At 39.8% G+C, this 26,475-nt stretch carries 24 protein-coding genes; 2 read left to right on the top strand and 22 right to left on the bottom strand.

Going from position 1 to position 26,475, the window contains the following annotated elements; genetic code table 11:
• Positions 1–57 precede the first annotated feature (57 nt).
• From G590_RS21985 to G590_RS19345, 3 genes are all read right to left on the bottom strand, one after another.
• Positions 58–2,664, bottom strand: coding sequence for a flagellin N-terminal helical domain-containing protein (locus tag G590_RS21985; protein ID WP_022765844.1), 2,607 nt, complete (start codon positions 2,662–2,664; stop codon positions 58–60).
• A 100-nt stretch (positions 2,665–2,764) separates the two neighbouring features.
• Entirely contained in the window at positions 2,765–3,862 is a 1,098-nt protein-coding gene (locus tag G590_RS0111635) for a hypothetical protein (RefSeq protein ID WP_022765843.1), read from the bottom strand.
• A gap of 163 nt (positions 3,863–4,025) precedes the next feature.
• On the bottom strand, positions 4,026–4,316 hold the full coding sequence (locus G590_RS19345) for a hypothetical protein (RefSeq protein WP_022765842.1): 291 nt from the start codon (positions 4,314–4,316) through the stop codon (positions 4,026–4,028).
• Positions 4,317–4,419: 103 nt separating this feature from the next.
• On the opposite strand from G590_RS19345, the gene G590_RS0111625 reads away from it, so the two are divergent.
• Positions 4,420–6,648 carry a LicD family protein gene (locus G590_RS0111625; protein ID WP_022765841.1) on the top strand — a complete coding sequence of 743 codons (2,229 nt, stop codon included), beginning with the start codon at positions 4,420–4,422 and terminating at the stop codon, positions 6,646–6,648.
• A gap of 11 nt (positions 6,649–6,659) precedes the next feature.
• Here the strand turns inward: G590_RS0111625 and G590_RS0111620 are convergent, their stop codons facing one another.
• The 3 genes from G590_RS0111620 to G590_RS0111610 are packed head-to-tail and all read right to left on the bottom strand — an operon-like array spanning position 6,660 to position 10,100.
• A complete protein-coding gene (locus tag G590_RS0111620; protein WP_022765840.1) occupies positions 6,660–8,489 on the bottom strand; it encodes an aminotransferase class I/II-fold pyridoxal phosphate-dependent enzyme in 1,830 nt (609 codons plus the stop codon).
• Between the two features lie 9 nt (positions 8,490–8,498).
• A complete protein-coding gene (fabD, locus tag G590_RS0111615) occupies positions 8,499–9,374 on the bottom strand; it encodes an ACP S-malonyltransferase (RefSeq protein ID WP_022765839.1) in 876 nt (291 codons plus the stop codon).
• A gap of 27 nt (positions 9,375–9,401) precedes the next feature.
• The gene (locus tag G590_RS0111610) at positions 9,402–10,100 is read right to left on the bottom strand and encodes an MBL fold metallo-hydrolase (protein WP_022765838.1); all 699 of its coding nucleotides are present in this window, start codon (positions 10,098–10,100) and stop codon (positions 9,402–9,404) included.
• A gap of 154 nt (positions 10,101–10,254) precedes the next feature.
• On the opposite strand from G590_RS0111610, the gene G590_RS0111605 reads away from it, so the two are divergent.
• Positions 10,255–11,805, top strand: a complete 1,551-nt coding sequence (locus tag G590_RS0111605) for an acyl-CoA carboxylase subunit beta (protein ID WP_022765837.1) — start codon at positions 10,255–10,257, stop codon at positions 11,803–11,805.
• 56 nt (positions 11,806–11,861) lie between these two features.
• Here the strand turns inward: G590_RS0111605 and G590_RS0111600 are convergent, their stop codons facing one another.
• The 16 genes from G590_RS0111600 to G590_RS0111525 form a co-directional block, all read right to left on the bottom strand.
• Positions 11,862–12,992 carry a hypothetical protein gene (locus G590_RS0111600; RefSeq protein WP_022765836.1) on the bottom strand — a complete coding sequence of 377 codons (1,131 nt, stop codon included), beginning with the start codon at positions 12,990–12,992 and terminating at the stop codon, positions 11,862–11,864.
• A 61-nt stretch (positions 12,993–13,053) separates the two neighbouring features.
• Positions 13,054–13,992: a ketoacyl-ACP synthase III gene (locus G590_RS0111595; protein ID WP_022765835.1), complete on the bottom strand. Its 939-nt coding sequence runs from the start codon at positions 13,990–13,992 to the stop codon at positions 13,054–13,056.
• Positions 13,982–14,281 carry a hypothetical protein gene (locus G590_RS0111590; RefSeq protein ID WP_022765834.1) on the bottom strand — a complete coding sequence of 100 codons (300 nt, stop codon included), beginning with the start codon at positions 14,279–14,281 and terminating at the stop codon, positions 13,982–13,984. The genes G590_RS0111595 and G590_RS0111590 overlap by 11 nt, the downstream gene beginning before the upstream one ends.
• Before the next feature lie 38 nt (positions 14,282–14,319).
• On the bottom strand, positions 14,320–14,910 hold the full coding sequence (locus G590_RS21785; RefSeq protein WP_304412285.1) for an acyltransferase: 591 nt from the start codon (positions 14,908–14,910) through the stop codon (positions 14,320–14,322).
• A 23-nt stretch (positions 14,911–14,933) separates the two neighbouring features.
• Positions 14,934–15,461: a hypothetical protein gene (locus G590_RS0111580; RefSeq protein ID WP_022765832.1), complete on the bottom strand. Its 528-nt coding sequence runs from the start codon at positions 15,459–15,461 to the stop codon at positions 14,934–14,936.
• A 13-nt stretch (positions 15,462–15,474) separates the two neighbouring features.
• Positions 15,475–16,218 (bottom strand): 3-oxoacyl-[acyl-carrier-protein] reductase, encoded by a 744-nt coding sequence (gene fabG, locus G590_RS0111575; protein WP_022765831.1) that lies wholly within the window; start codon positions 16,216–16,218, stop codon positions 15,475–15,477.
• Between the two features lie 27 nt (positions 16,219–16,245).
• Entirely contained in the window at positions 16,246–17,643 is a 1,398-nt protein-coding gene (locus tag G590_RS0111570) for an AMP-binding protein (protein ID WP_022765830.1), read from the bottom strand.
• Between the two features lie 68 nt (positions 17,644–17,711).
• Entirely contained in the window at positions 17,712–18,464 is a 753-nt protein-coding gene (locus G590_RS0111565) for an SDR family NAD(P)-dependent oxidoreductase (protein ID WP_022765829.1), read from the bottom strand.
• An 18-nt stretch (positions 18,465–18,482) separates the two neighbouring features.
• On the bottom strand, positions 18,483–18,728 hold the full coding sequence (locus G590_RS0111560; RefSeq protein ID WP_022765828.1) for an acyl carrier protein: 246 nt from the start codon (positions 18,726–18,728) through the stop codon (positions 18,483–18,485).
• A gap of 35 nt (positions 18,729–18,763) precedes the next feature.
• Positions 18,764–19,855, bottom strand: coding sequence for a 3-oxoacyl-ACP synthase III family protein (locus tag G590_RS0111555; RefSeq protein ID WP_022765827.1), 1,092 nt, complete (start codon positions 19,853–19,855; stop codon positions 18,764–18,766).
• Positions 19,855–20,076 carry an acyl carrier protein gene (locus tag G590_RS0111550; RefSeq protein ID WP_022765826.1) on the bottom strand — a complete coding sequence of 74 codons (222 nt, stop codon included), beginning with the start codon at positions 20,074–20,076 and terminating at the stop codon, positions 19,855–19,857. The genes G590_RS0111555 and G590_RS0111550 overlap by 1 nt, the downstream gene beginning before the upstream one ends.
• Positions 20,077–20,102: 26 nt before the next feature.
• Complete coding sequence (locus G590_RS0111545; RefSeq protein WP_022765825.1) at positions 20,103–20,864, bottom strand: SDR family NAD(P)-dependent oxidoreductase; 762 nt, start codon at positions 20,862–20,864, stop codon at positions 20,103–20,105.
• Between the two features lie 5 nt (positions 20,865–20,869).
• A complete protein-coding gene (locus G590_RS0111540) occupies positions 20,870–22,126 on the bottom strand; it encodes a hypothetical protein (protein ID WP_022765824.1) in 1,257 nt (418 codons plus the stop codon).
• Positions 22,095–23,375 (bottom strand): WcbI family polysaccharide biosynthesis putative acetyltransferase, encoded by a 1,281-nt coding sequence (locus G590_RS0111535; RefSeq protein WP_022765823.1) that lies wholly within the window; start codon positions 23,373–23,375, stop codon positions 22,095–22,097. Before G590_RS0111535 ends, G590_RS0111540 begins: the two co-directional genes overlap by 32 nt.
• Positions 23,376–23,382: 7 nt before the next feature.
• The gene (locus G590_RS0111530; RefSeq protein ID WP_022765822.1) at positions 23,383–24,177 is read right to left on the bottom strand and encodes a hypothetical protein; all 795 of its coding nucleotides are present in this window, start codon (positions 24,175–24,177) and stop codon (positions 23,383–23,385) included.
• 334 nt (positions 24,178–24,511) lie between these two features.
• Positions 24,512–26,443 (bottom strand): LicD family protein, encoded by a 1,932-nt coding sequence (locus G590_RS0111525; RefSeq protein ID WP_022765821.1) that lies wholly within the window; start codon positions 26,441–26,443, stop codon positions 24,512–24,514.
• Positions 26,444–26,475: the final 32 nt, after the last annotated feature.

Here is a 26,475-nt window from a genome sequence, read left to right as displayed (position 1 = left end):
CTGGTAGAAGAATAATAGCACGAAAAGTTTAATCGAACAAGTGTTTGTTTTCGATAATTATTGCAACAAACTCAGCACCCCATTTGTTGACTGATTCGCCTGAGCCAGCATAGCTTGTCCGGCCTGCTCCAGGATATTATGTGCTGAGAGTTTCGAATACTCCTTAGCCATATCAGTGTCGCGTATCAGAGACTCTGCTGCCTGAGTATTTTCAAGTGTGTTGCCCACATCGTTATAGGCGTGCTCCAGCTTATTCTGGCTGGCACCGAAAATTCCGCGCTGCTCGGAAATGACCTGGAGGCCTTTCTTGGTCTGTTCTATAGCTGCTCTGGACATTGATGCCGAAAGCGTATTGGTACCTGCCATGCTCAATGAGTTAAGCGTCAGGCAATCCCACAGGAGCTCTATCTGCTCATCTATCGGGCTATTGGGTGATGCCTGTATGACCATACTCTTCTTAGGCGCTATAATCTCTATGTTCATAAAGTCATGTTCATCGATGGTCTTCTTACTTGCAACAGGGGTAAAAGACCTTGTGGCGTCTCCGTCGAAAGACAAGCCCAGATCCGCCGAGCCGCCTGAAGAATGCACTATCTGATAATGGGAAATATCATGATAGAATGAGAACGCATAATTATTGGCGTTACCTTCATTTTCAGCCACAAAGTTCTGTCTGTGAGTCAGTAATCCATCTTTAACCGTTACATCGCCGTCAACTGTATCCCAGTCAGATTCCACCGAAGTATTCATTTTAAACTGCGTCTCAAATGTAGTTCCGGCATCCAAAAGCTCTGCAACTTCTTCATCCGACAGCAGGGTTTCATTTTCGTACCTATAAGTGACATTTGTCCTCTTAAATGTCGTATCCCCTTCCTGTGAAAGACTGACAACAACTTGCTCTGTCTTATCTTTCATGTTGGCTGTACCAAGGGTTCCGTCATATTTTACTTTATATGTCTGCTTCCACTCATAGGTATCGGTTGTCTTCATGTTACCTATAGATGTGGTCTCAGTCATATCAAATTTGTAGTAGCCATCGCTTTCCGCATCATAATAATAGAATGTTCCCTGATTGGTCACTGTCGGCGGTGTGTCATAATCTACAAAAGCGGTTTTACTGTTCGTATGCTCATGTTCCGTCTCCTCACCGGAAACTTTTTCTATAGTCCAGGTTATCTTACCTGAAAGAGCTTCATTGGTGTCAAAATTACGCCCGTAGCCCCTCTGAAGACCAAATCCTACCTTTCCGCTGTCAGCAATCCTTTTGTTATATATAGCCAGCGAGGAACCATCACTGGTAGCAATTGAAGAAGATGTCTTCTTATCGACCAGTGTAGCAGGAGAATATAACGTTCCTGTAAACTTAGTCTCATCCATTGCATCAATAACATGATTCTGGCTGGATACATCTGCCAGGTTATAGGTAAATGCAATAGGCATCGCCGAATTTTTACTTATATATTCATACGTAGCCAGCGTATCAAAAGTGATCTGACTCTGGCCATTGTCGTCATTATCAATACCCCAGTCAACAATAGGAAATCCGCTGCCTGTTTCGTCAATGCCTATGGGGCTTCCGATATGCCTGAACTCTCCCCAGTTTGTAGTAGTCGATGATCCTGTCCCATTGGTCTTATCAGTTATATGCACTCCGTTCGTATTTGCAGAAATCACAAAATCATGGTCGAAATACGACTCGTTTGCTTCGGATGCAACCATTGTGGATCCGGAGTTATATTTAACAATAGGGCGTGTTGTGGTAGATGAAACCGAGAGTTCCCAATATGCAGGCTCAGTAATGCTGTTACCGTTTATTCCGGCCTGGATCCTCTCCATAGAATCTCCATCTGCAATGAGGAATCCTATAGACAAGCCATGATATTCAAAGGTGTAAAGTCCTCCATCAGTCCCGTCACCGTTAACTCCAAGTTCAGCCCATGTTACTGCAGGAACATTATTAACTGAAATACCTGTATCATCTGCAGTCCAGTCATAACGTCTTTTCACATCAGCAAGAGACTGTCCCGATTGAAGCGACAGCCTTACATGTTCACCATCCCATAGGTCAAATTCAACATCCTGATTCTTGGTAGCAATACCATTACTATTAAGACTCATGCCCTTGGAATTGAGTTCGGAAATGTTGTATCTGACATTATTAAATTCCAGACCGCCTAATTTGCCTGTATTATCGTAAAAGAGCTGTGTTTCATAAGGTTCAACTATAGGAATTACCGAAGGGTGGTAAGGCACCCTGAAAATGTAACCCTCGTTAAAGCTTGCACCATCAAATACATTCTGAATCTCTTTCTTTATCTGCTGAACTTCGCTGTCAATATACTCACGATCCTCATCCGTCAGTGTCTCATTAGCTCCTTTGATTGCAAGCTCACTGACTCTCTGAACCATATCATGAATCTCATTCAGATATCCATCTGCAACCTGGCAGAAACTGATTCCGTCCTGAATGTTATCAAGGTTCTGATTCATTCCGCGGATCTGCCTGCGCATTTTCTCACTGATAGCAAGCCCTGCTGCATCATCCGCAGCACGGTTTATCCTATATCCCGATGAAAGCTTCTCAGTTGACTTCTTCTTTACTCCTGTAGTCGTCTTGAGCTGCAGCTGAGTAAATGCAGAAGCCATGTTGTGCTGAATTACCATGCGTCTTCTCCGTAAAACACATTGTGGAACAAAGGGTATATTTCATTTTATATATCGGAAGGTAATTCTGAATTGTAATAGCTAGGATTAGATTTCATAGTTAATAAAATACACTATTAATAAATTTCTCAAATCTTGGTAAAGTCAATGACATGTATCCATACTGTGATCCATTCACCACTCCGCTCTCTATAAGCCTCTTTCTATAGGTAGTAAAAGTATTCGATGTCATACCTGTCATCTCTCTTATGGATTCAATCTTTACATTGGGTGCATTATTCTTCTGAGAGATAGTACTGATGGCTCTTAAGACTTTCTTATCACCCTCCGACAATTCTGACCATATCTTTTCATAAGCAAGTTCTGAAAGAGATATATCCAACTTCAGATAGATATCATCCCATAGCTTATTATCCTGCCTGATACCTGAGCAAAATGCGCTCCAACAGTGATATCCCAAAGCCTGAAAAGCCAAAGAATAACCTTTTGTATTAAAGGCCATTTCCTCAGCTTTTTCCCTGCTTACATCAAGTGTCTTCTGATAATCAGCACATATTGCTGTAATATTCAATCCATCCAGCTCTTTTTCTTTGGCCCTGTACAGGAACGTAAGAGATTTCTTATTTTTAATTGCCTTTATATTCTCCGATAATCCTGTCATCAGAACGTAGATGTCATAATCCGCTCCGGCATATGAAGACATTGCATGTGAGAACTTTGCCACATCCTCACTATATGTAATCTCATCAATGGTAACAAGGACCTTTTTCTTAGCTTTTTTCAAAACACCAAGCATTAGCTTAATAGCATCTTCCTCGTTTGATGCAACAAGCTCAGCGTTTTCAATATGAACACCTATACCAAGCACTGAGAAATCCAGTTTCGCCTTTACAAACAATGCTCTTATGACAGGAATAAGATATAGTCCTCGCGCAAGAGAATCAAGTAAATTGCTCTCAGGATTAATGTCAACAGTAATCCACTCATCCCGAGCATCTATTTTATTGCGTATATCTCCCATCATTACCGTCTTACCTGATCCTCTGACACCTGTGATGAACATGCCTCGATAAGTAGGAACATCCCTGACGTAGTTACTGATTATCTCATTGGTTATCAGTGTCCTTTCGATAAATTGCGGCGGAATATAGCTGAATTGCAGTGTGTATGGGTTCTTGGTCTCTTCAAATTTTTTCATGGATTTTGTCTCCTATCTAAGTATATATTTTACCACTACTTTCCACAACTTTCCACAACTCAAATTATTTTCCACAACTTTCCACAACTTTAAATTTCTTCCACAACCTTCCACAACTTTGGCGGAATGAACCATTTCCTGTTCAAGAAAACCTCTTCATTGTTTACTTATTTTTGATTCCTTTTTTGAACTCAATGATGTAATCCATTGTCTTACCTGTTGCAACACAAATCTGTTCGTCAGTGAAACTCCCCGAAGTCAGCATGTTCTCTATAGTAGAGTCTATACCTTTCTCAACGCCTTTCTCTATACCCTTCTCTAAAACAACTTCACTCAAATTACACATAACATTCGTCTTCTCTGCTATATCTGTGGTCATCTCCAAGCCATACCTTTCGGAGAGATGTTTTTTCTTAATACTCGCTTCTTCTTTCCTGAGAAGTTCTTCAAGCATTGCTATCAAAGTATTCTTTGACCATTTGAAATATCCTCATTTCTGACCTAATATAATATTAGAACACTCTTTCCGTTAACCACGACAAAAAGAACACCAACATATGAAAAACAGTACTGATTTTTTCCGCGACGAAATTAGAAATGGATTCTATATGCCAACGGCGATCAAGCAGTCTCTGGCTGCGCAGCTGGAGGTGCTCTCGATAATCGACAGCATCTGTACAAAGCATGACATCATGTACTTTGCAGACTGGGGCTCCCTCCTTGGTGCAGTTCGTCATGGTGGCATAATTCCATGGGATGACGATGTGGACATTTGTATGAAAAGAGATGACTACAACAAATTCCGTGCTGTGGCTGATGCTGAACTTCCTGAGAATTATGTCATTCATGACTACGAACGAAAAGAGAATCACTGGCTCTTTTTATCCAGAGTAGTAAACAATTCCCATGTATCTTTTGACGAAGATTATCTTCTAACACATCACAATTTCCCCTGGCTCTCCGGCGTGGACATTTTTGTAAAGGACTATCTTTACCGAGATCCCGCCAAAGAAAAAGAGCGCTGCGATGAAATAATGTATATCCTTGCAGTTGCAGAGGGAATCATCACCAATGACTATAATCCGGTCGCACTACGGAATAATCTTGCCCATCTTTCAAAGAAATACTCATATACATTTCCCAAGATAGAACCGGGGCGTGAGCTTGCTGTCGCCCTTTATAAGCTTGCCGAGCTTCAAATGGCGCGTGTTCCTGAAAAAGAATCTGATAGCATCTGCCAGCTTTTCCCCTGGGGTCTGAAAGGTAATAAGGGCGAGCCCAAAGAATATTATGAATCCGCTCTGCGTCTTCCTTTTGAATATACAGCTATCCCGGTTCCATCCAGTTATAATAAAGTCTTATCAAGGCGATACCGTAACTACCTAACAATCCGAAAGGGCACAGCTGCACATGATTATCCTTCATACGAGGCTCAGCGGAAACAGTTTATAGAATCGACAGGAGCTGATCTTCCAAAATTCACCTTTGACCAAAATATGCTCTCTCGCCCTCCTGTCGACAAAAGCTCTGGTTACAAAACCCTGGCAAATGAATGTATTGAGGGCTTTAATCTCTTATACGACAACGCAGTTTCTGCACTTGCCTCAGGAGATACAAACGCTTTCAGTCAGGCACTCAGCGATTCACAGCAACTTGCAACCGATCTTGGAAATACTCTTGAATATGCAAGAGGCGCAGAAGATCCGCATACCCAGGCAGTAGTCTCTATCCTTGAAAGGTTATGTGAGACAATATATAAATGCTATCAGGACGCGCATACACTTGCTCCCATAAAGGATGATCTGGATGAGCTGACGGCAGCCATCAATATCCATATTCTCTCAAGGAAAGAGGTTCTCTTCCTCCCCATCGGGGCCAAGGAATGGAATACTCTCTTTCCCATTTACCGGGATTTGTGCACAGATTCATCCGTGGATATTACTGTCATTCCGCTTCCTCTCATGTTCAAGGACTTCTTTGGCAAAATAATCATGAGTGATGAAGAAATCGAAGCCGAAGAACAGAGCCAATCTTATCCAAAAGGAGTCGTCACAGGCCGATTTTCAGATTATGATCCGGCGTTTCACTGTCCGGACCGGATATATATACAGTTCCCATATGACGGGACAAATCCCTGCCTTACTGTACCAGGCACTTTTTATGCAAAAGAGCTACTGCCGTACACCGAAGATCTCATTTATTTACCAATTGGTGCCAGCACCGAGTTCACCGACAAAGATCACATTGATCAGGCTCTTTTGACGTACTATGTAAATGCGCCGGGTGTAATCCTGTCCGACCATGTATATGTACAATCCGATAATATCAGAGAACAGTATATTAATTCCCTCAGTTCTTTTGCCGGCGAGGGCTCAAGAGATTTCTGGGCGAAAAAAATAACGGCCAGACCGGATCTGTTCCGCCTGGCATCCACCTGTTCCGAAACCAACAAGAAGGAGCTGCTTTTCTGTATCAGTTCCTACGAAGAATTCGAACACGGGGATTTATTTAAGTCGGCCATAATTAATAGGATGTCTGTATTGACTGCTGCCACAGACAAAGTCCATATATCTCTTTGCACCTATCCAGCTGAAAGCCAGGATTCCTTCGTTACAAGCCTTGCAAAAGAAAAAGGAATCGATGTCATCCAAATCGATCTGGACTCTCCCGATTCCTTTGTTTCAGATTATGATGCCTACTACGGCAGTGCATCCCCATTGGTTCCAGTATTCACAGCACAGAAAAAGCCTGTAATGATTGCTAATTTGGATATCGCAGATTCGTAATTCTAATTGCTTTACGCATTGTTGTTCATGTAGGAGACTTCCTCCTCCAGCGCTTTTAACAGAGCATCATTATCATGAGTGTCTCGAATTGCTATTCTCATGTAGCCTGACGACTTCGTCTTGAGCGTAAGGTCTTTGATCAACATGTCATGTTTTATCAGAAGCCTCTTCAGAAGATCTCCGGCAAACTTACCGTTTTTCACCTTGATCATTACATAATTTGCTTGTGAAGGAATTATGCGAATTCCCTCAATCTTATCCAGTTCATCTTCAAATCTTTTTCTTTCTTCTCTGAACCGAACAAGCGCTTTTCTGTAATCCGCCTGGTACTTCTCCTCAATCTGCATAAAAAACTCAGCAAATGAATTGATGTTCCAAATTGCCACCGCAGACTTAACTTTGCTGATTGCTTCCTTATCGCCTGACGCAAGCACACCCAGCCTAAGTCCCGGTACTCCATATGATTTAGAGATACTCTTCATCACAAATAGATTGCCATACTTATTCAATATTCTCTGGTCAATAAGTGTACTGTTTGGTTCATCCGCAAAATCCACAAACGACTCATCCACCACAAGACGAATACCTTTTGACTCAGTCCATTCCACAAATCTTAGCATTTCTTTCTTAGGGATATAGTTACCGCTCGGATTATCAGGATTGATGAGGATCATATTTTTGATCTCTTTATCATCAAAAAAGCTGATCAGATCATCAACAGTATATGAATAGTCCGGGTTATCCGGGGTATATTCAACGCTAAGTTCCTTTGAATATCTGTTTCTGTACTCATCAAACGTCGGAATAACAAAACCGGTTTTCCCCGCAAACTCCTCCAAAAGAGCCTTTATGAGCTCTGAGGCTCCGTTGCCTACAACAATATCATCAATTGAAACTCCGAAATTTTTGGCGGCAAGCAATGAGTTTACACGAAGTCCCGAAGGATATTGCGTAAGCAGCTTGTCAAAATTTGCCTTCATTTCGTCTTTAAGCCTGTCGGGTGGGAAATATGGATTAACAAGGTAGCTAAAATCAAGCAACCTGGGATATCTCCAGTATCCGCCATACCTTCCCTGCATAAGCAGAACTTTTTTATTCTCGTTGGGTATAAAAATGGATTCTGCAATATCAAGATCCTGGATATCATCTATCTCGTACCAACGCTGGCCTCTACTTATTCTCTTCGCTCTGATAACAGGCTTATCAAGCATTGTTATCACTCTCAGCACCTGCTCATAATATTCATTCTGCCCCAGTGCTGACTGGTACGCCTCAAGAAAAGGAATGTAATAGTTTGTTGCAAACTCCTTGCTAAACTTATATATGTTGATAGTTTTGTAATAATTTTTTATATCTTTAAAATCCAGGCGCTTTCCCGGAACAAAATCCGCAATGGAGTCATCCGGCGAGAGCTTAAGGCATGTGCCATCCATCCAGGATTCGTATTTATCAACAAGTGCAAGATTTTCTCTACGATCATTCACAAGATCTTCAAGGATCTCATCCTCAAAGATAATGTCCGATTCAAAAAGCAAAGTATCATCCTGCTTCATTTTGTCTCTGGCAAGGAAGAGGGAATAAATGTTATTGGTCTTGTCATAAACAGGGTTCTCTACATACTCTATAGGTACATTAACATTTAAAGAGCCTATAAAGTTCTTCAACTTCTCCCCTTTATATCCGACAACGACGACTATTCGCGACACATTCTGTTTCTCAATCTGCCCGAGCATTCTCTCAATCAAAGTAACACCATTTACTTTGATCATACACTTTGTATTGTGCGCCGTCAGTCCCTTAAGACGTCTTCCCATACCAGCTGCCAGAATAATAGCCTGCATACGTTTACCTCATAAGCTTAAGCACTTTGCAGAATTCTCTATGCGACGATTCATACCACGTAATACCTTGCCGTGACCTATCTCATAAAACTGCTCTACACCTGCATTTGTCATATTGATAATAGAGTCATACCACCTGACCTGACCGGTGATCTGAGCTATCAGATTCTTCTTTATTGTTTCAGCATCCCGGGCAACCTGCCCCGTGACATTCGAGACCACCTTACAGCGAGGCTCATTAAAATGAGTCTTTTCTATAAGCGGAGTCATTATCTCTGCAGCTTCTCTCATCTGAGGGCTGTGAAAAGCGGCACTAACCGCCAATCTCCTGACCATTATTCCCTCTCGGCCTTCCAGCGCTTTTTCAATCTGTTCAATTCCATTCTGTTCGCCGGAAACAACAAGCTGCTTTGGTGTATTCAGGTTGGCAATAACTACTGCTCCATTTGTATCTTCCACGAAAGGCGCCAGCTCATCCTCGGTAAGACCAATCACAGCTGCCATGGTTCCCTTACCGTTCTGTTTGCTCATGGCAAGACCTCTCTGCCGCACAAGTTTAAGTCCCTCGGCAAAAGAGATAACTCCTGCAGCATACAGCGCACTATATTCTCCAAGGCTGTGTCCCGCAGCGAAGTCGCAATTCAGCCCCTGAGCTCCGGCTTTCTCAAGGTACATGGCGCTACAAGTATAAATAAGAGGCTGCGAGTACTGGGTGTCACTCATTTTTTCCAAGTCGCCTTCAAACATCATGGACCTGATATCAAAATCCATGATATCTGCAGCCTGTTCCAGTATTAACTTTGCCTCAGGAATTGAATCGTATAAGTCTTTGCCCATTCCGGGTTCCTGCGAACCCTGTCCTGGGAAGAGAAATCCTATAGCCATCTATTTAGTCCCTTCTTAAATAATCAATTATCCGAGTTCAAGGTCTTTCATTAAGGAAATATTTCCATGACCAGGTAATATCAATGTGTCCGGGCTAATACTTTCCAGGTATGGACGAGTCCTTTCTGCGTAGTCACGTTTACTCCCTCCGGGCAACCTTGTAATTACATTATTTCCTTGTACGAGGCTATCTCCTGTCGCTAGTGCCACAATATCATCTTTATCATCACGCATTTCTATGCATATGCTGCCCGGTGAATGCCCCGGAGTTTCTCTGAATACAAGATTCAGATATCCCCACATTAACTCATCACCGTCATTAACACTTATATCTGCCAGGCATCTATAGTCATGATCAAATGTCTCAGCTGCCAACTGCTGCTCTTCATCGGTTTTGTTTAGAAACAATACATCAAAGTATTTCGACAAATTACTCTTTGGATAAGGCAAAGCATCCGTACAACGTGCCCCGGCAATCACCGTACATTTAACACTGTTATCACCTGCATATTTGCGAATATAATTAACTCCGGAAATATGATCATAGTGCTCATGTGTAAGAATCACCTTAATGTCTTTAATGTTATTGTCTTCCAAATACTTCAGGGCCTGTTCATTCACATGCGGATCAATGACAAGTGCATTTCTATCTGTCACTAATACATACATTTTAGAATCGATAACCGGAAACGAATAAACCTTTAGGTCCATTCCTGATATCTGCATATCTCCGCCCTCTGTAATATTGATTTTTTATTTTTTTGGAGAAATACACCTATAATTAATTATATAGTTTAACTTGTTTGCGTGCAATGAATGCTCGATATATAATTAATAATGTATCAATATATAAGTTGTGTCACAAACTGTGGAGGCCACTATGTGGGATGCCAAATACCGCGAAGACCTATTGAACAAAAGAGAACAGGCTAAAAAAGGCGGCGGAGAAAAGCGAATTCAAAAGCAGCATGAACTCGGAAAACATACTGCCAGAGAACGAATCGATATGCTGTTTGACCCTGGAAGTTTCGTAGAAATAGAAAGTCTAGTAGAATCCAGAGGTGATGCCTACGGCATGGCAGAAAAATGCATACCCGGTGATGGTGTTATCATCGGCTATGGAAAGGTTAACGGCCGCACAGTATATGCTGCAGCTGAGGATTTTACCGTTATGGGCGGAACTCTCGGCGAGTATCATTCCCGCAAAATCTGCCACATCATGGACATGGCCCTTAAGATGAAAGCTCCCTATGTAGCAATATATGACAGCGGCGGAGCCAGAATAGAGGAAGGAATTACCTCTCTTGATGGTTACAGTAGCATGTTCTATCGAAACACGATGGCTTCAGGCGTTATTCCGCAGATAGCTGTAATAATGGGTCCCTGCGCAGGCGGAGCCTGCTATGCTCCCGGACTGTCGGACTTTATTTTCATGTCTGAGCAGACCGGTCATATGTTTATCACCGGTCCTAAAGTTGTAAAAACCATTATGGGTGAAGATGTTACCAGCGACGAGCTAGGTGGAGCCAAAGTTCAGAGCGAAAAAAGCGGAGTCGTACATTTCAGATACGATGACGACAAATCCTGCCTTGATGGAGTAAAAAAGTTGCTCTCATACCTTCCTCAGAACCTTGATGAGCGTCCCCCTTACGATCCCAATACTGTTACGATAGACAACTCCTTAGAACTTGAAAACATTGTTCCCGATAACCAGCGCAAAGTTTATGATGTGACTAAAGTCATTGAATCTTTTATCGATAAAGATACCCTTTTTGAAGTACAAAAGGATTATGCCCCGAACATTGTTGTTGGATTTGCCAGACTAGATGGAGAAGTAATCGGAATTATTGCGAACCAGCCATATCATATAGGCGGGTCTCTTGACTGCGCAGCTTCAGAAAAGGCAGCAAGATTTATCAGATTCTGCGATTGTTTCCACATTCCTCTTCTCACCATAGAGGATGTCCCCGGTTTCCTTCCCGGAACAAAGCAAGAACACGGAGGAATCATCCGCCGTGGAGCCAAACTTTTGTATGCATATGCGGAAGCGACTGTTCCTAAGATTACTCTCATCACCCGTAAAGCTATCGGTGGTGCCTATATCTGCATGAACAGCAAAGGAATGGGCGCTGATGTTGTTTTTGCGTGGCCTATTGCGCAAACTGCAGTCCTTGGAGCAGATGGAGCTGTTGATATCCTGTATGGAAAATCACTCAAAGAAGACAATGATGACGGAAGTCGTAGAAAAGATCTTACTGATGAATATGAAGAAACTTATATGAATCCCTATATTGCTGCCAAGCGTGGATTCATCGATGAAGTAATTCTTCCTGAGGAAACAAGGGAAAAGATTGCTGATTCCTTTAGGGCCCTAAAAGATAAGCAGTCCAACCATGCAATTATTAAGCCACATGGAAATATACCGCTATAAAGAATAATTCTAGTATCCATTTATAGGCGGGAAGATAGCATACATCCTAACAAGCTTTAAATATCCGACAAAAAATCACTTAAGGTATAGAATCGCCCTTCCGTCACCATATCTTTTCCGCGCTGTTCCTTAACAAATGCAGGCTTGTAAACGTTTTTGAACATTTCTTCAATATAATCATTGTCAAACAATAACTCTGTTGACCTACATTCGCCGCTTTCCACATCAAATGTCAGCATGCGATTAGTACAATACGGAGGAATTGTTATTTCATTGCTACACCTGACTATGCCATAGAATCTTTTTCTTCTATTGCACACATCGCTGCTAATTCGTTCGAAATCATTTGGTAAATCAAAGGCCTTAACCAACGCGTTATCTTTTATCGTCAGTACGCTATTACCTACTTCAGGGAAAATATAAAGCCCGTTATCAGATGTTATCATCAACGGATATAAAAAGCCCTTAGCTGTATTTCCAAGAACTGTGCCGGCATAAGTCTTTATTCTCCCCAAACCCATATCATAACAATACACATTCCAGTCTTTATATGATGTGAAATATATTTTTCCATCAAATACGGCAATCGACGCAAGCTGTAAGCCCTTCATGGGAAGTTTTATAACTCTGTAATCATCGCTTTTAGTATCAAGACACACTATGTGTTCTTCCTGCCATAGTGGAATGTATAACTTGTCTTTATAGAATGCCACCCCACTCCAAAAAGCTGTCTTCCTATGCTTACCAGCATCTGAATATATGCTATCGTCTGGAGATTTGATGTTAACAACCTCTCTGCTCTCCAGATTGATTTTTAGTACAAAATGGCTTTTATATGCATAGCAAATCCATAGATTGTCTCCCTCAAGGAAACAATCTATTCCGGTGGCCTTTTCCCAATTATGAAGTTTGACATACTCAAAAGTTTCTTCTCGTGGGTCATATATACATAGATCCCTTGCCACACTCGGGACAAATACTATTTTGTTTTTCCAAATAAGCGCTCTTTGGTAAAGATTGATTGAAAAGACCATTTCATGCTCAAATTTACCTAGGAAAACAGTCTCTTTCGTCATCAAATTATGCTTGAAAAGTCCATTAAACATATTGCAGGAGAAGAACAGCCAATCACCAATTTCAATTCCAGCACAATAAGTAATATGTAAATCAAATGGGAATAAACTCATAACGATTCTCGTTTCCCTTCTTCACTTAAGCAATCCTACCATCGAGTAATTTCAGTTTCTCTTAGAAACAATCTATCAAAACAGCACCTACAGATAATCCCACACCGAATCCGCATAGAAGCATTTTCGTACCTGAAATAGTACTATCACTATCAATAAGACTATTTATAGCAATAGGAATCGATGAAGAAACAGTGTTACCTGTATTTTTCAGGCTATAAACCATCTGCTTTTCATTTATTCCCAATCTATGCTGAATATTCTTTAGCATATACTGATTTCCCTGATGAAACACAAAATAGTCTATATCCTCTTTATCAATGTCAGTACTGCTTAAAAGATCTTTAACAACCTGCGGTATCCGCTTTATAGAAAAAGCCATTACCTCCGGCCCATTCATCACAAATCCTGTATCTATATCCGGAACTATAATGTCATTATATCCAGAACCATCAGTCCAAAATGCAAACTTTCTCATACAATGTGCCATCTCCGATGTAACCAGGGTAGCAGTAGCTGCATCTCCAAAAATACCTCTGTTAGCATAGTCATCATCACTAATATACTTAGAGTATCTTTCAGAGGTAACAACTATTGCTTGCTTCGCTAAACCAGAATTTATATATGAGTATGCTGTTGATAGCGCATATATATATCCGGAACACCCCATATTAATGTCAAAGCATATCGTACGCTGTGGCAATGACATCCTGTCCTGAAGTACACATGACATGGAGGGAAGAGGATAGTCCGGTGTCTGTGTTACAAATATAAGCATATCTGATTGTCCAACATCTGCCTCTGCCATGTCTTTTAGATTCATCACTGCTTTATAAGCCATGTCTACACACAATTCACCTTTAGAAATATGTCTGAATTCAATTCCAAGCTTATCTCGTGCATAGTCACATGAAAAATCGGGACATTGCGCATGTATATCTTCATTACTGATAATGCATTCCGGTAGATACGTACCTATTTGCCAAAACTTATGATTCATTTATTCCTTCCGCTTTCAGCTTATCCACAATATATAATTCCAGCTCTTTAAAAGTGCAAGATGTATTGTCTTTAAACCTGGGATCGTTCAATAGTTCCAAAGAAATGCCTCTCTCATCTTCTACAGATGACTCTATGAATTCAATAAAGCATACTCGGTCCATGCTATCAAGATCAGAATTCTTTCCGATGAAGATCATCTCTTCAGAATAGTCATACTGACAGCTTGGATCCAGGTTAGCGTTCAAGTCATCTACAGCCCTTAATATTAAATCATGTACATATTCCATACTAAATATCTCCTAAGCATCCGCTTTATAATATTTCATCACTTGTTTGAATAGCCTATTATTTTCCCGGGATTTCCAGACACAATAGCATAATCAGGAACATCTCGCCCGACAACTGCACCCGATCCTATCACAGCACCTTGCCCAATACGAGATACTCCGGGAAGTATTATTGCACGTTCTCCAAGCCATGCTTTCTCATCAATGATCAATTGTGAAAAGCGAATTGGCTGTATTCTGTTTATATATGCAGCATGATCAGTCATGTGCGTGTGAGTGAGGATTAAAACGCCACAGCTGATCTTTACATTATTTTTCAGAATAATACCACCTGAATAATCTATTCTGCTGTCAGAAGCCAAGAGAACGTTGTCCCCTATCTTGATATCACACCCCTCATTATGGGCATTTGTATGTCTTCGCTGCAATTTAACATTATGTCCAACTACCAAGCCTTCCCCAACATCAAAGAATGCCTTATAGAAATATCGCCTAATACGAATCAACTTAAAATCAAAAAAAGTCATTCCTACAATATTCTGCATTATTGCGCGATATTTATATTTTTTTCTACCAGCATGATTGAGTTTGTTTTTAATTCCATCTGTTAAGATGTCACTGATTCTCATATGTATACTCTTTTCAAAAACCATTATATTGTCTGAATTATATCCGTGATGCGAATAATCTCCTCATTTCTTCCCGCAGCATATAAGTCATCCAATATAGTTCCAAACATGTATACCGGAGTGACAATAATACAGTCGCACTTTTTGAGGTTGTCAGCATTCTTTATAGAATAAATAGGTATACCTTTATATTCATTCTCACGAGGAGCCTTATCTATGAAAGCTTGGATTTTCACCGTTTCCTCTGGTAACAGATCCGCAAGCAGTTTACCCACCTGGCCACAACCGTAAACGATTATGGTGGACCATCCACGTTTCATTATATTTTCAGCAATATACGAAACATAATCGCGCCCATTCATTTCCGAGTATTGTCTAAGAAGCGAAACATATACCTTCTGATAACTGTCTAGCTTATTTCGATCCCTTTCCAAAATATCTATACGTCTTTTGAGGTCAGCAATAGCCTCTTTATTATTCTTATAATACTTATGTACCATAGTCCCTGCTACTAACAGCGCGGTACAGGCAATTGCTTTTCGCTTACTCAAAGCCTATTCCTCCTTAGAGAATTCCACCAGATATTTCTACAACTTCACCTGTAATGTAAGATGCTTCTTTAGATGCTAAAAAAGCAATGGCACAAGCAATCTCCTCTGGGCGTCCAAATCGCTTCATTGCTATATAGGATAATGTTTCGCCACGTTCCCTCTCATTAAGACTCCCAGTCATGTCAGTATCGATATATCCCGGGGCTACAGCATTACAAGTAATTCCTCTCGTCGCGTACTCCTTTGCTACACTTTTAGTAAGACCTATAATTGCAGCTTTTGAAGCAGCATAATTTACCTGACCCACATGTCCATACAACCCTGATATTGAGGAAACATTTACGATTCTTCCATATTTTTGTCTTATAAACTGCTTAGATACACAATGAATGGTATTAAAGCAACTTTTCAGATTAACTGATAAGACATGATCAAAGTCCTCATCAGACATATTCATTACAAGATTGTCTTTATTAATACCGGCATTGTTGACAAGCACATCAATTCGTTTAAACTCAGAGATTACATGATCAACCATATGTTTACACTGCGCCGGATCAGATATATCTGCTTGTATCACTGCTGCAGTTGCTCCGCATTTTCTTACAGCATCAGCTATTCTTTCCGCAGCTTCGACACTTTTCATGTAATTAATTATTACAGCATCAGCTCCATTTCTTGCAAATTCTATTGCCGTAGCAGCCCCTATGCCTCGCGACGCCCCTGTTATCAAGCACACCTGCCCATAGAAGTTCATACACCACCTCTTTAATCTACTGTCCCATTACTCTTTGTTCAAGCTTGAATATAGTATTTTTCCGGTACTGCTACGCGGTATCTTGTCAAGGCATCGTACCTCAAAATACATGTAATTTAAGCCTGTAACTTCTGACAAATGTCTTCTTATTTCTTCAATTGATGAATCTTCGTCAACATAGCACATCAGTTTCTTATCTGTACCGGTACATGCACAGTCAACGTCAAATGCCCCTTTTATGATCTGCTCACACTCGTCAAGTCCCACGCGATGCCCATTCAGTTTAAGGAAGCGCTTTTTTCTCCCAACAATATAGAAGAATCCATCGCTATCCATTTTTACCATATCTCCGGTTTTAAGAACCCCGTGACGTTCATCTCCTAATGCCAAATCCTCTGGAGATAATGCATATCCGAGTGTAACGTTTGGTCCCTCATATACCATCTCTCCCATCACATCAGGTTCCGTTATCTTGTCACCATTCTCATCTATCAGATATAACCGCCCTCCGGGAATAGCCTTACCGATGCACCCTGTCTTAGTCAGTGAATACTCTGCAGGAAGGTAGGCCATCCGTGCCGTACCTTCAGTCTGACCATAGGTTGGAATGAATTTTTTGCAAGTACGCTGTGCATATTCTGCAAATGCATGATATATCTCATCTTTGAGTTTCCCTCCACCCTGAGTGATAATCCTAATAGAAGGATACTCTCTGTTCAAAAAACGCAATTTGTATAATAGCTCATATGTATATGGAATGTTAGTGATACTTGTAACTTGATTGTCGTTTAGGAAGGTCCAGTATTCCGAATCCAAAACATTTTTATCAGTAACGAGCACAGTCGCTCCCACAAACAAATGACTGTATAACACAGAAAGCCCCATAGTGTAATAAATCGGTAGATCCAGAAGTGGACGTTCCGTCTCATCTATTTCAAAAAAAGCAGATATATTACGTGCCTGAGCTTCAATATTCGAATAGGAATGTCTTACAAGCTTTGGGCTTCCGGTGGATCCGGATGTCGTAAGCAGAAGTGATAAATCATCATGGATAGGATACACTTCATTACCGGTAGCAATTAGTGCGTACCCATAAGATTCAAATATAGATACTTCCCCTGATTTAAGGCTTTCAGAAGGTTTCCAGATATATGCAGGAAGGTATGTCTCTATCAGATTCTCCAATAGTGCAGAATCCATTCCCACATTAAGAAGAAGTGGTACATTGCAAGATAATAAGCAATTTGTGAAGCCGAGACAACCTCCAACATCATTTCTGCACAAAACAAATATAACAGAGCGCGGCTTGGTTAATGAAGAAAATGTTTCTGCCTCTGCTATAATATCACCGTATGTGAGTACGTTGCCGTCTGAATCTATTATTGCTTCTTTGTCTGTTTTTTTTGCATTTAAATCAAGGAACATAAAAGCACTTCCTTTATTATTCGCATAAGCGGTTTATTGCTTAAGGCTAATATCATAAATAAATCTTTCTAAAGTACCATAGCCCCCCCAATTGTCAGAACCTGCCCGGTTGTATATAACGACATGTCAGATGCAAAATACAAACATGCATCCGCTATATCATCAGTTTCTGCAAGCCTTCCCATTCCAATCTGAGGAATCACATCATGGTATTGCTCTTTTATGGTTGCTTTTAATCTTTCGGTGGCTACCATTCCCGGCGCAACTGCATTGACTCTCACTTTATCCGGTGCCAATTCCTTAGCCATCGATTTTGTAATAGATATTACTGCACCCTTACTGGCAGAATAAGCGATCTGACCGCGACTACCTTCTACCCCAACAATAGAAGAAATATTTATTATACTTCCGGATTTATTTGGTTTCATGAGCTTCATGGCTGCCAATTGTGACAATTCCATCAGTCCGAATACATTCACATCGAACATCTGCCGCATCTTATCTATTGATATCATCCCCAATAGCTCATTCGTAACCATTCCAGCATTATTGACAAGAACGTCCAGTTTCCCACATTCTTTTTTTATCCTCAAGACACATGCCTTTATTCCGGCGCTGTCTGTCATATCAAAATAAACCGGAATAACACTCCCTGCAGAATCAGTAGTAACTTCTGAAGACCAATCGTCTAAACATCCGCCAGTTCTGGCAGTGGCATAAACAGTAGCTCCTTCGGCAGCAAATTTTTCTGCTATTCGTTTACCAATCCCTTTAGATGTCCCAGTAACCAGGCATATTCTGTCTCTCAACAATTTGTCCATGTTCAATCAGTATACTCCTCAGTCTTCAAACATAATTCCGTATTTCTTTAGAATTTCTATACCCTGATCAAAAGTCTTGAAACTCAATAAATCTTCGATTTCAAACATAACATCAAACGCCTCTTCAAGAGCAGATATAAGCGCAATATGACCTACTGAGTCCCAATTTTGGCTCACCCCTCTTTCCAAAGACGAACAATCGGTCTCTTCCGGGATTGCCAACACATCGTATAATGTTTTTTTATATTTAGCTAAATTACTCATGTTTTTTCCTTCCAGCCTGTCAACTAAATATCATCTCACATTTCATGCAAGTTAAGAACACCCTCAGGGTAACAGTCACCCGTTTCAATAATGGGATATATATTGGCTGTGTTAAGAGAAAAGGATGTCACACCCCAAGCAAGCCCTATCCCAAAGCCACTGGCCAGTACCTTTATCTCGGACTTATTTCTATAGTTATCTATCCCTGCACACAATGCCATAGGTATTGAGGCACAAGAAGTATTCCCATACTCATGTAAAGAAATTGGTACCTTTTCTGCCGGCAATTTTAACTTCTTCATCATGCGCTTTATGATAAACATATTGGCCTGATGAAACGCAAAGACATCGTAATCCTCTATATCTGTATGAGTATGAGTCATATACGCTCGTATACTGTCCACTACATCATTTGTTGAAAAAGACAGCACGCCCAGACCATCCATAAACAGTTCATACTTGGTACGCATCACGCCATCAGAGCACTCTACGCTTTCCTCATCAGGCAACAAATCACGAAAGCCTCCTCCGGGAACTATTATAGTCTTAAACCTGAATCCATCAGCCTGAAGCACAGTCTCATGTTCAGCCATTTCATTACGTCCGAATAGAATAGCTGCACCTGCATCTCCCAACATCAGTGAAGTATGATCTGTTCTACTCACCATACGGTTTCCAGTATCTGCAACTATCAAAAGTCCATACTTAGAATCAGATGTCATCATGAGAGATTCCACTATCTGTTGGCCGTAGACAAAACCAGCACATGCCTGCCCAACATCTGTTACCATGCAATCAACTGATAATCCCAATCTCTTCTGCAGAACAGAAGATGTACCAGGCTTCCTATAATCCGTTGCATAGCTCACAAACACCAGAATCCCAATTTTCGATCTGTCTATGTCGAGCTTGTTGAGAAGTGTATCAGCTGCAGTAAAGCCCAAATCTCCTGCCGTCTGCCCCGCATACTGCCCCAGATGTATTGCATTAATCTCAGTTGAAGCCAGTACTCTGTCAACAGCTTCCTTGTCAAAGCGTTTCTCATGATCTGTACGGTCTTCTCTATGTTCAGGAACCGCACACAGTATTCCTTTAATTTCGACTCCACTAGTACGAAACAGCGCCATTATGCCTCCATAACTGATAAAATATCAGCAACAGTCGTAAATCCTTTAAAATCAGATGCACTCAGCTTCTTGCCAAACTCATCTTCAATCAAAACGATTATTGCCAATTTCGTCAAAGAATCATATTCCTCAATTTCGTCAAGTACTAATTCTGGTTTTAATGATCCTTCGTCCATCTCCATCGCTTCTTCCAATAACTTAAGTTTTTCGCTCTCAGACATTTTGCCCAAACCTCCTTATGTTTTGTTTAAGATGTTGTTGCACCACCATCAACCGGAAGTGTAATCCCTGTAATAAACCTTGCCTGTGGACTTAGCAGATACACGATAGCATTTGCAATATCCAATGGTTCAGCAACCCCCAAATATTGCCGCGAAAGCAGGTTATTAACTGCCTCAGCATTTTCATCACTGTTTTCAAGCCATGCCTTGAACATATTTGTATTTGTCAGTGAAGGTGCCACAGCATTTACGCATATTCCTTTTTTTGATAGCTCCAACGCCATACACTGAACCGCGGAATTCATAGCTGCTTTCGAACTGCAATACGCTATCCTTGCTTTATTTCCATGGAATGAAGATACCGAAGACACTCCAACAACACGAAGTCCTGGATTAAATCTCCCCTTGCGGCTGACTTGCCTCACACACTCGACAAACCCAAAAAAATTGGTATTAAAGACATTCTGCATAATTTCAGGCTTAGCCTGTGCAATGGGTGTAAATCTGCTAACTCCCGCGCTATAGACCAAACCATCAAGAGGTCCGGTCTCAGAAATAATGGAAGCGATCTTTAACCCTATGTTATTCAAATCTGAAATGTCCATTTCATATGCGCAGCAAGACTTTTCCCCTAATTCATTTTTTATTTCGCACAACTTATCTATATTACGAGAAATCAAAATAGTCTTGCCGCCATACTGATTTACCAACCTTGCAGTCTGCTCTCCTATCCCAGAAGATGCCCCAATTATCATTACATTTTTATCTTTAAACACATCAATCATCATAGAATTTATCCCATATCAGCTTTCACAAATCCAGTGATTTCTTTCAAATTCCTAGCCAGAATCATCTGTCGAACCACATAATGTATGTACTCTTCTTCGTCCATAATCCATGAATCATAGAAAGTAACCACTTTATATTTATCTTTTATCGGAATCATCATTTTATCCTGAACCGAATGATATATTAAAGCTTCATATCCGGACGAGCAGTCTATAATAGTCTGCAGCGTCGCATTATCAAGGGTTAATTCGTCATACCCCATTATTCCTAATATTGCATTTGCAAAATACGAAACAACAGGCTCATTCCATTCTTCCAAATTTCGGCACAAATTATTATTTAAGTGGTTTATAAGAAAATCATATAGTTTTATGCTGTCAGTTTTTTCACACTGTTCAATCCTTGTTAACTCAGCATCTAGTTTTTGACTAACTTCATATCTACTAATACAATCTTGTTCCAAAACAGTCCTGCAAATTGCAGCTTCCGAAAGCCCTTGTCGACATAGCGTCTCTAATACTCTATCAGTCTTATTACCAATAATTATATTATAGTTTATATCCGCCCTATCATATTCCCGATAAAAATAGTCGCTAAAAACATTCCTGTCTTCATCGAATTGTGGGAAAAAGCCTCTAAACCCATGATCTGCCAAACTATACGTTTCACACTCACGTTTAAGCATTTTTTCATTTAGAATTCTATTACTATATCCTTTTTTTTCAGATGATGAGTAATAATAGTAATCTGCCCAACGTGCAACATGAAGATATTCTACCCATTTATCAAGTCCATCGATAGCTGATTGTTTTTTCACATTACAATCTTCAAAATAAACAATGCTATTATTTGACAAAAACTTTTCGGATAGTTCCAAAAAACGCTTTACCTGTCTAAGCAGCTCTGTTCCCATCATAAGAACAACAGATTTCTCATTTATCCAAGCATCAACTAGACTTGAACTTACAAAATCAATATATTCGCGCTTTCCAGATTGTGTAAAATAAGTAAAAAAGGAAGAAAAATCACTACAAATAATATACCTACAATCATTAAAGCAGCCATCATCAAAATATAAAGTTTTAATTTTATATTTCTCTGCAAATGATTGATTTTCAATATCTTCAGGATAGAAAGATGCCACAGCAAATAGTTGTAGTGTATCATTGTACTTTTTTATAAAATCTTCCACAAATCGAACATCCCCGCACAAAACAAGCGGTTTTAGATCAATTTTGCCAAACTTTTCTATCAACTGCATTATTCCACAGCCCCCTGATTTTTATGCTTACCCTGGTATACTCTGCGTAGTGCTCAACATACTCTTTAAAATCCATAAGCTTGATACCATCAGCAGTCATAATCTCATATTTATGCTCCGGAGTTATAAAATCTAACCTCATGTGTTTCACAACACTTGGATATATCGGAACATCTCCGCTTTGATGCGGGTGATATGGAGCAGATAACTCGCACGCAGACAGGGATGAATCAGTTATTCCAATACAATTCAGTATTCCTTCTATAAGTTTCCAAATTATTGGTCGATTGGGATGCACATAATTCTGATAAAGCATTTCTCTTTGATAATTATCTTTGATATACTCAACAATTTTAACATCCATCCCTTCCTCACCAAGTTCTGATATATGGAAAGTTGTCTTTACTTTGCGAAGAACTTGCTGTTCAGAATAAAAATCCTCAGAGGAAAGTACCTTGATAATGTCAGCGGTAGATAATCCATTTTCTACCAGTTTATTAATATTTACATCTTCCTTTCTATATAATGTGTGGAAAAAATTAAGATCTCTTTTGGAGTTATATGGATAAATATACTCGGGGTTTCTCGCATATAAACGGGACTTCACATTTGGCCAATAAATAGGTACGACCAAATTTGAAACAGATACAAGTTTACAATCTTTCGAAAACATTTCTTGCGTAACATTAAATGTACTATCCTTTTCCATAATACGAGGCATATATATACATATATCGCAAAGTAGTTTTGCATACATAAGCTCTCGACTCAACATAATTGCCATCGGATCCTTAGATGCTTGCACAAATATCGAATAAAACTCTGAAGTAAACTTTGGAACCATACTAATATTCTTATATACGTCCCTTAGTATGCATGATCCATAAAATAAAGCTATCTTCCTACGATTGTACACCGCTGCAGCAATTCCCGAAGAAATAAAATCCGAAAACGGTTTTAGTCCATCCAACGTGAGCTGTCTGTCTATAGAATTGAATGAAAAATAACTGCATATTATTATATAGTCATCATTACTAATATCTTCCGGGGTATATCCACGAACATCTAACCTTTCCAAAAAACGTTTTTCTCCCCACTCTTTGGAATAATTAGTCATACAGCAAACTATATTAAGTTGGTCATGAAACTCTTCATAAAACTCTTCAGCCACTATTCCCACACCAAAAAGAATAATGTTTCTTGTAGCTATTTCATGAAGTATTATTTTCCTGGCTTCTTTTTTATCCACAATTCTCCTAGCTCTTCGATATCACCATTTTCCCATATTCACAGCATCTTTTATGAATCTTATCATGGAACTTTATGAGTCTATCTGCATTAACATATCCATAGGCTTTCTTATTCTCTTCTCGAAGCAACTTAACCAAGTATGACCTGATCTTTAAATAATCATCAGACTTGCCGCCTTTAGAGTGAACAATAAGCCCAGATATCACCGCAACATCATCTGCTTCAGCATAAGTAGCAATGTGTGCACAAACCTTCCCATCACGTTTAATGATTATGCTTCTCCCAACTCCTGATCTAATCCTATCCGCCAGTTGCTTTGCCAACCCATCTACAGAATAGTATCCGCCAATATCTTTGTTCGAGCATATCAAATTAGCTATGTCATATGCATCATCTTCAGACGCAACTGTTACGTCCTCCGAATTATTTTCATAGTATCCCTCATCATCAATTTGGTAGATAACACCATAAGAGGTTTCATATCCAGGTACTATTTTACACAAAAACTCTATAATATCCTTTCTTCCCTCTATCATAGAAACTGGATTTAAAGATATCAGATTTGCAACATCATCTATTATGTGTTGATCTGGCAAACCTTTGCAATAGAGCTGAAAGCTGTCATAATACTTCATTGAGACAAACTCTATTTTTCCATTCTTTTCTTCAATCCAAACTCCGATATTACTATTCTCAAATCTATACTGTTTTATATCAATGTATAGATATAAGCATTCGCTAATAGCACTGCTTAAATATTTAATTACGCGATCATAATCTTTTTCAGATGCTTTTCTCATAAATACTGCCACCAACTATAGCAACAATTAATAATATACAAATTTCACTTAAGCACTATTGGCCTATCAAATGTCAAATTGCCCCTATATAGTTTATCGGAGTCCTTACTCATAAAATTAACATCACGTGTTTTTTAATATTGCTTATATAGCAGTATCTCATTTGCAATTGCGCATAAATTGCCGTTTTGTCTGAATATTCTGTATATATTTTATCATTCTTTTTGTACCATTCCAATTAATTAAGTTGTGAAAAACTTTGCCTGAAATGTATTTCTAAATTCTACTCTAAAGCGCATACGAAATTAACTTTTTCAATTCCCGTTAGGAACTTCTAAATAAGATACTGATTATGAAGCATGACTGGTATCCCTTTTTCTGCACACTTTTCCGCAATCCAGCCTGCATCTCCATAAAATGCGTCCCATTTATCCATATGCTTAATTGCTTCTCCATCAGCATCATATATAACGTTTTCGCATGTGGATCTCATATTACTAACAACATCTTGAAAACGCTTATATAATTCATTATCTATTCTTTTCAATTCAGTATCAGCTTTCTCCTGAGGAAGCATAATAGCTGTCACCTTGTCAGCGCGTTCCGTTAAAACATCCAACGACTCCTTAATCTTCTCTAGGGCTTTATCACATCCTGATAGCAGGAAACTGATTGATATGTAATATATAATGACCTTATTTTCTTTTTCACCGGTAACACGTCTGTGCCACTCTTCATCCTCCTGGCTGCAAACAGGTGAAAAGTCTTCTTTTAGTTCCTCCATTAATACCAGTTTATCTTCCCAATACCTCCTAGTCTGCTCACCGGAAAAAGCAATCAATTTATCAATGTATATGTTCCGAATTTTCTCTGACTTCAAGATCACTTTATCCGCGCTGATTACAGCCGGCTGTTCAATAAGAGTTCCCAATGCCGTGCTTGCTTTATCTCCTCCTGTTTCAGGATCATCCACATCAAAACATGGCATATACACTAACTCGTCCGTATAATTCAGAAGGTTTCCAGAGTAAAAATACTCATGGGCCGTCATTGTTGTGCTCCAGCCATCATATGGTACTTGTATAACAATCCGGTCCGGATGCTCATGTTCAAAATCGTATTTGGTGCAGTCCTCTGTTTTAACATAGCCAGGAAACAGATCACGCTCGTCATGTTTGTCCCCTATCTCACCCTTATAATTTGCATCATAATAAAATATTGGAAGCACATGCACTTCCTCGTTTTCATCCTGCATAGCTTTACGCCATAAAGGTTCCATTGTCTTCCAATGCTTAGCTTTACATGGCAAAAAGACAACTTTTTTCATGGTACGATCTGAATGCGTTTCCGTAAGTCTCTTAATATATCTCCCAACAGATACCAGAAGTTGATTGCTATCGAACGTATATCTATATGGATTATGTCCTATTTTTTCTCTCAGCATCTCCTCTTGTTTTGAATATACCGGGTAATCATGCTCCCCACCGCTTTTGACAATCCTCATAAAATTCTTATATTCAATTCTAAGCATCTTAAGAAATTGTGGAGTCGCTTTAACGCGGCAGTTTTCAAACGGCAACTCAATGCAGTCTTCAAATAACTCTCTTGGAAACACATGATTATTTCTAGTAATAAACAGAGTCATCATAGCAACTCTTGAAGAGTCATTATCTTTGCACTCCGTATGAATTTGTGCAATTTCCCTCATGTACTTATTTTTTTCTCTTAATGTTTTTGCTAAAGAGCATCTTTGTATCAGCTCCTTAACTCTGGCCTTTCTATCCTCCTCTAATTTCGGATCATCATAAACGTTATCCAATGGAAAAATATCTATTCCGACCGTATATGGACATCCATAGAAATCCGCCATATGTTTCTCACCGGCGTCTATAAATGAACAGTTGACTATTCTCCCGGTAAACTCTGTATATTCAGGCTCGTTATCGAGAGTCAGGATTTTATAATCGGATGGAAGTTCTGAAACTGCCACTTCAAAAAACTTATCCCAATCCTTTCTGAGCATACTGATATCCAGATCATCATCCCATGGCACATACCCGGCATGCCTAACAGCACCAATAAGGGTACCGTAATCAGCAAACCATTTAAGTCCGTATTTGTCACAGATTGCTGCAATCTCATGCAGAACCTTAAGTTGAGCCGCCCAGTACCGTTTCATCATAGACGTAACAAAAAAACCTTCTCTGACCTCATCCTCAAAGAAGGTATTTGTAAATGAAAGATTGTCCAGTGAACTCTTCCTCATCGTCAACCTGCCTCCGCGTATAAAGACTCAAA

Origin of the sequence: Butyrivibrio sp. XPD2006 (assembly GCF_000420865.1) — a bacterium.
GTDB lineage: Bacteria > Bacillota > Clostridia > Lachnospirales > Lachnospiraceae > Butyrivibrio.
Note: the sequence above shows the minus strand (reverse complement) of the source record. Positions and strands in the feature narration are given on the sequence as shown.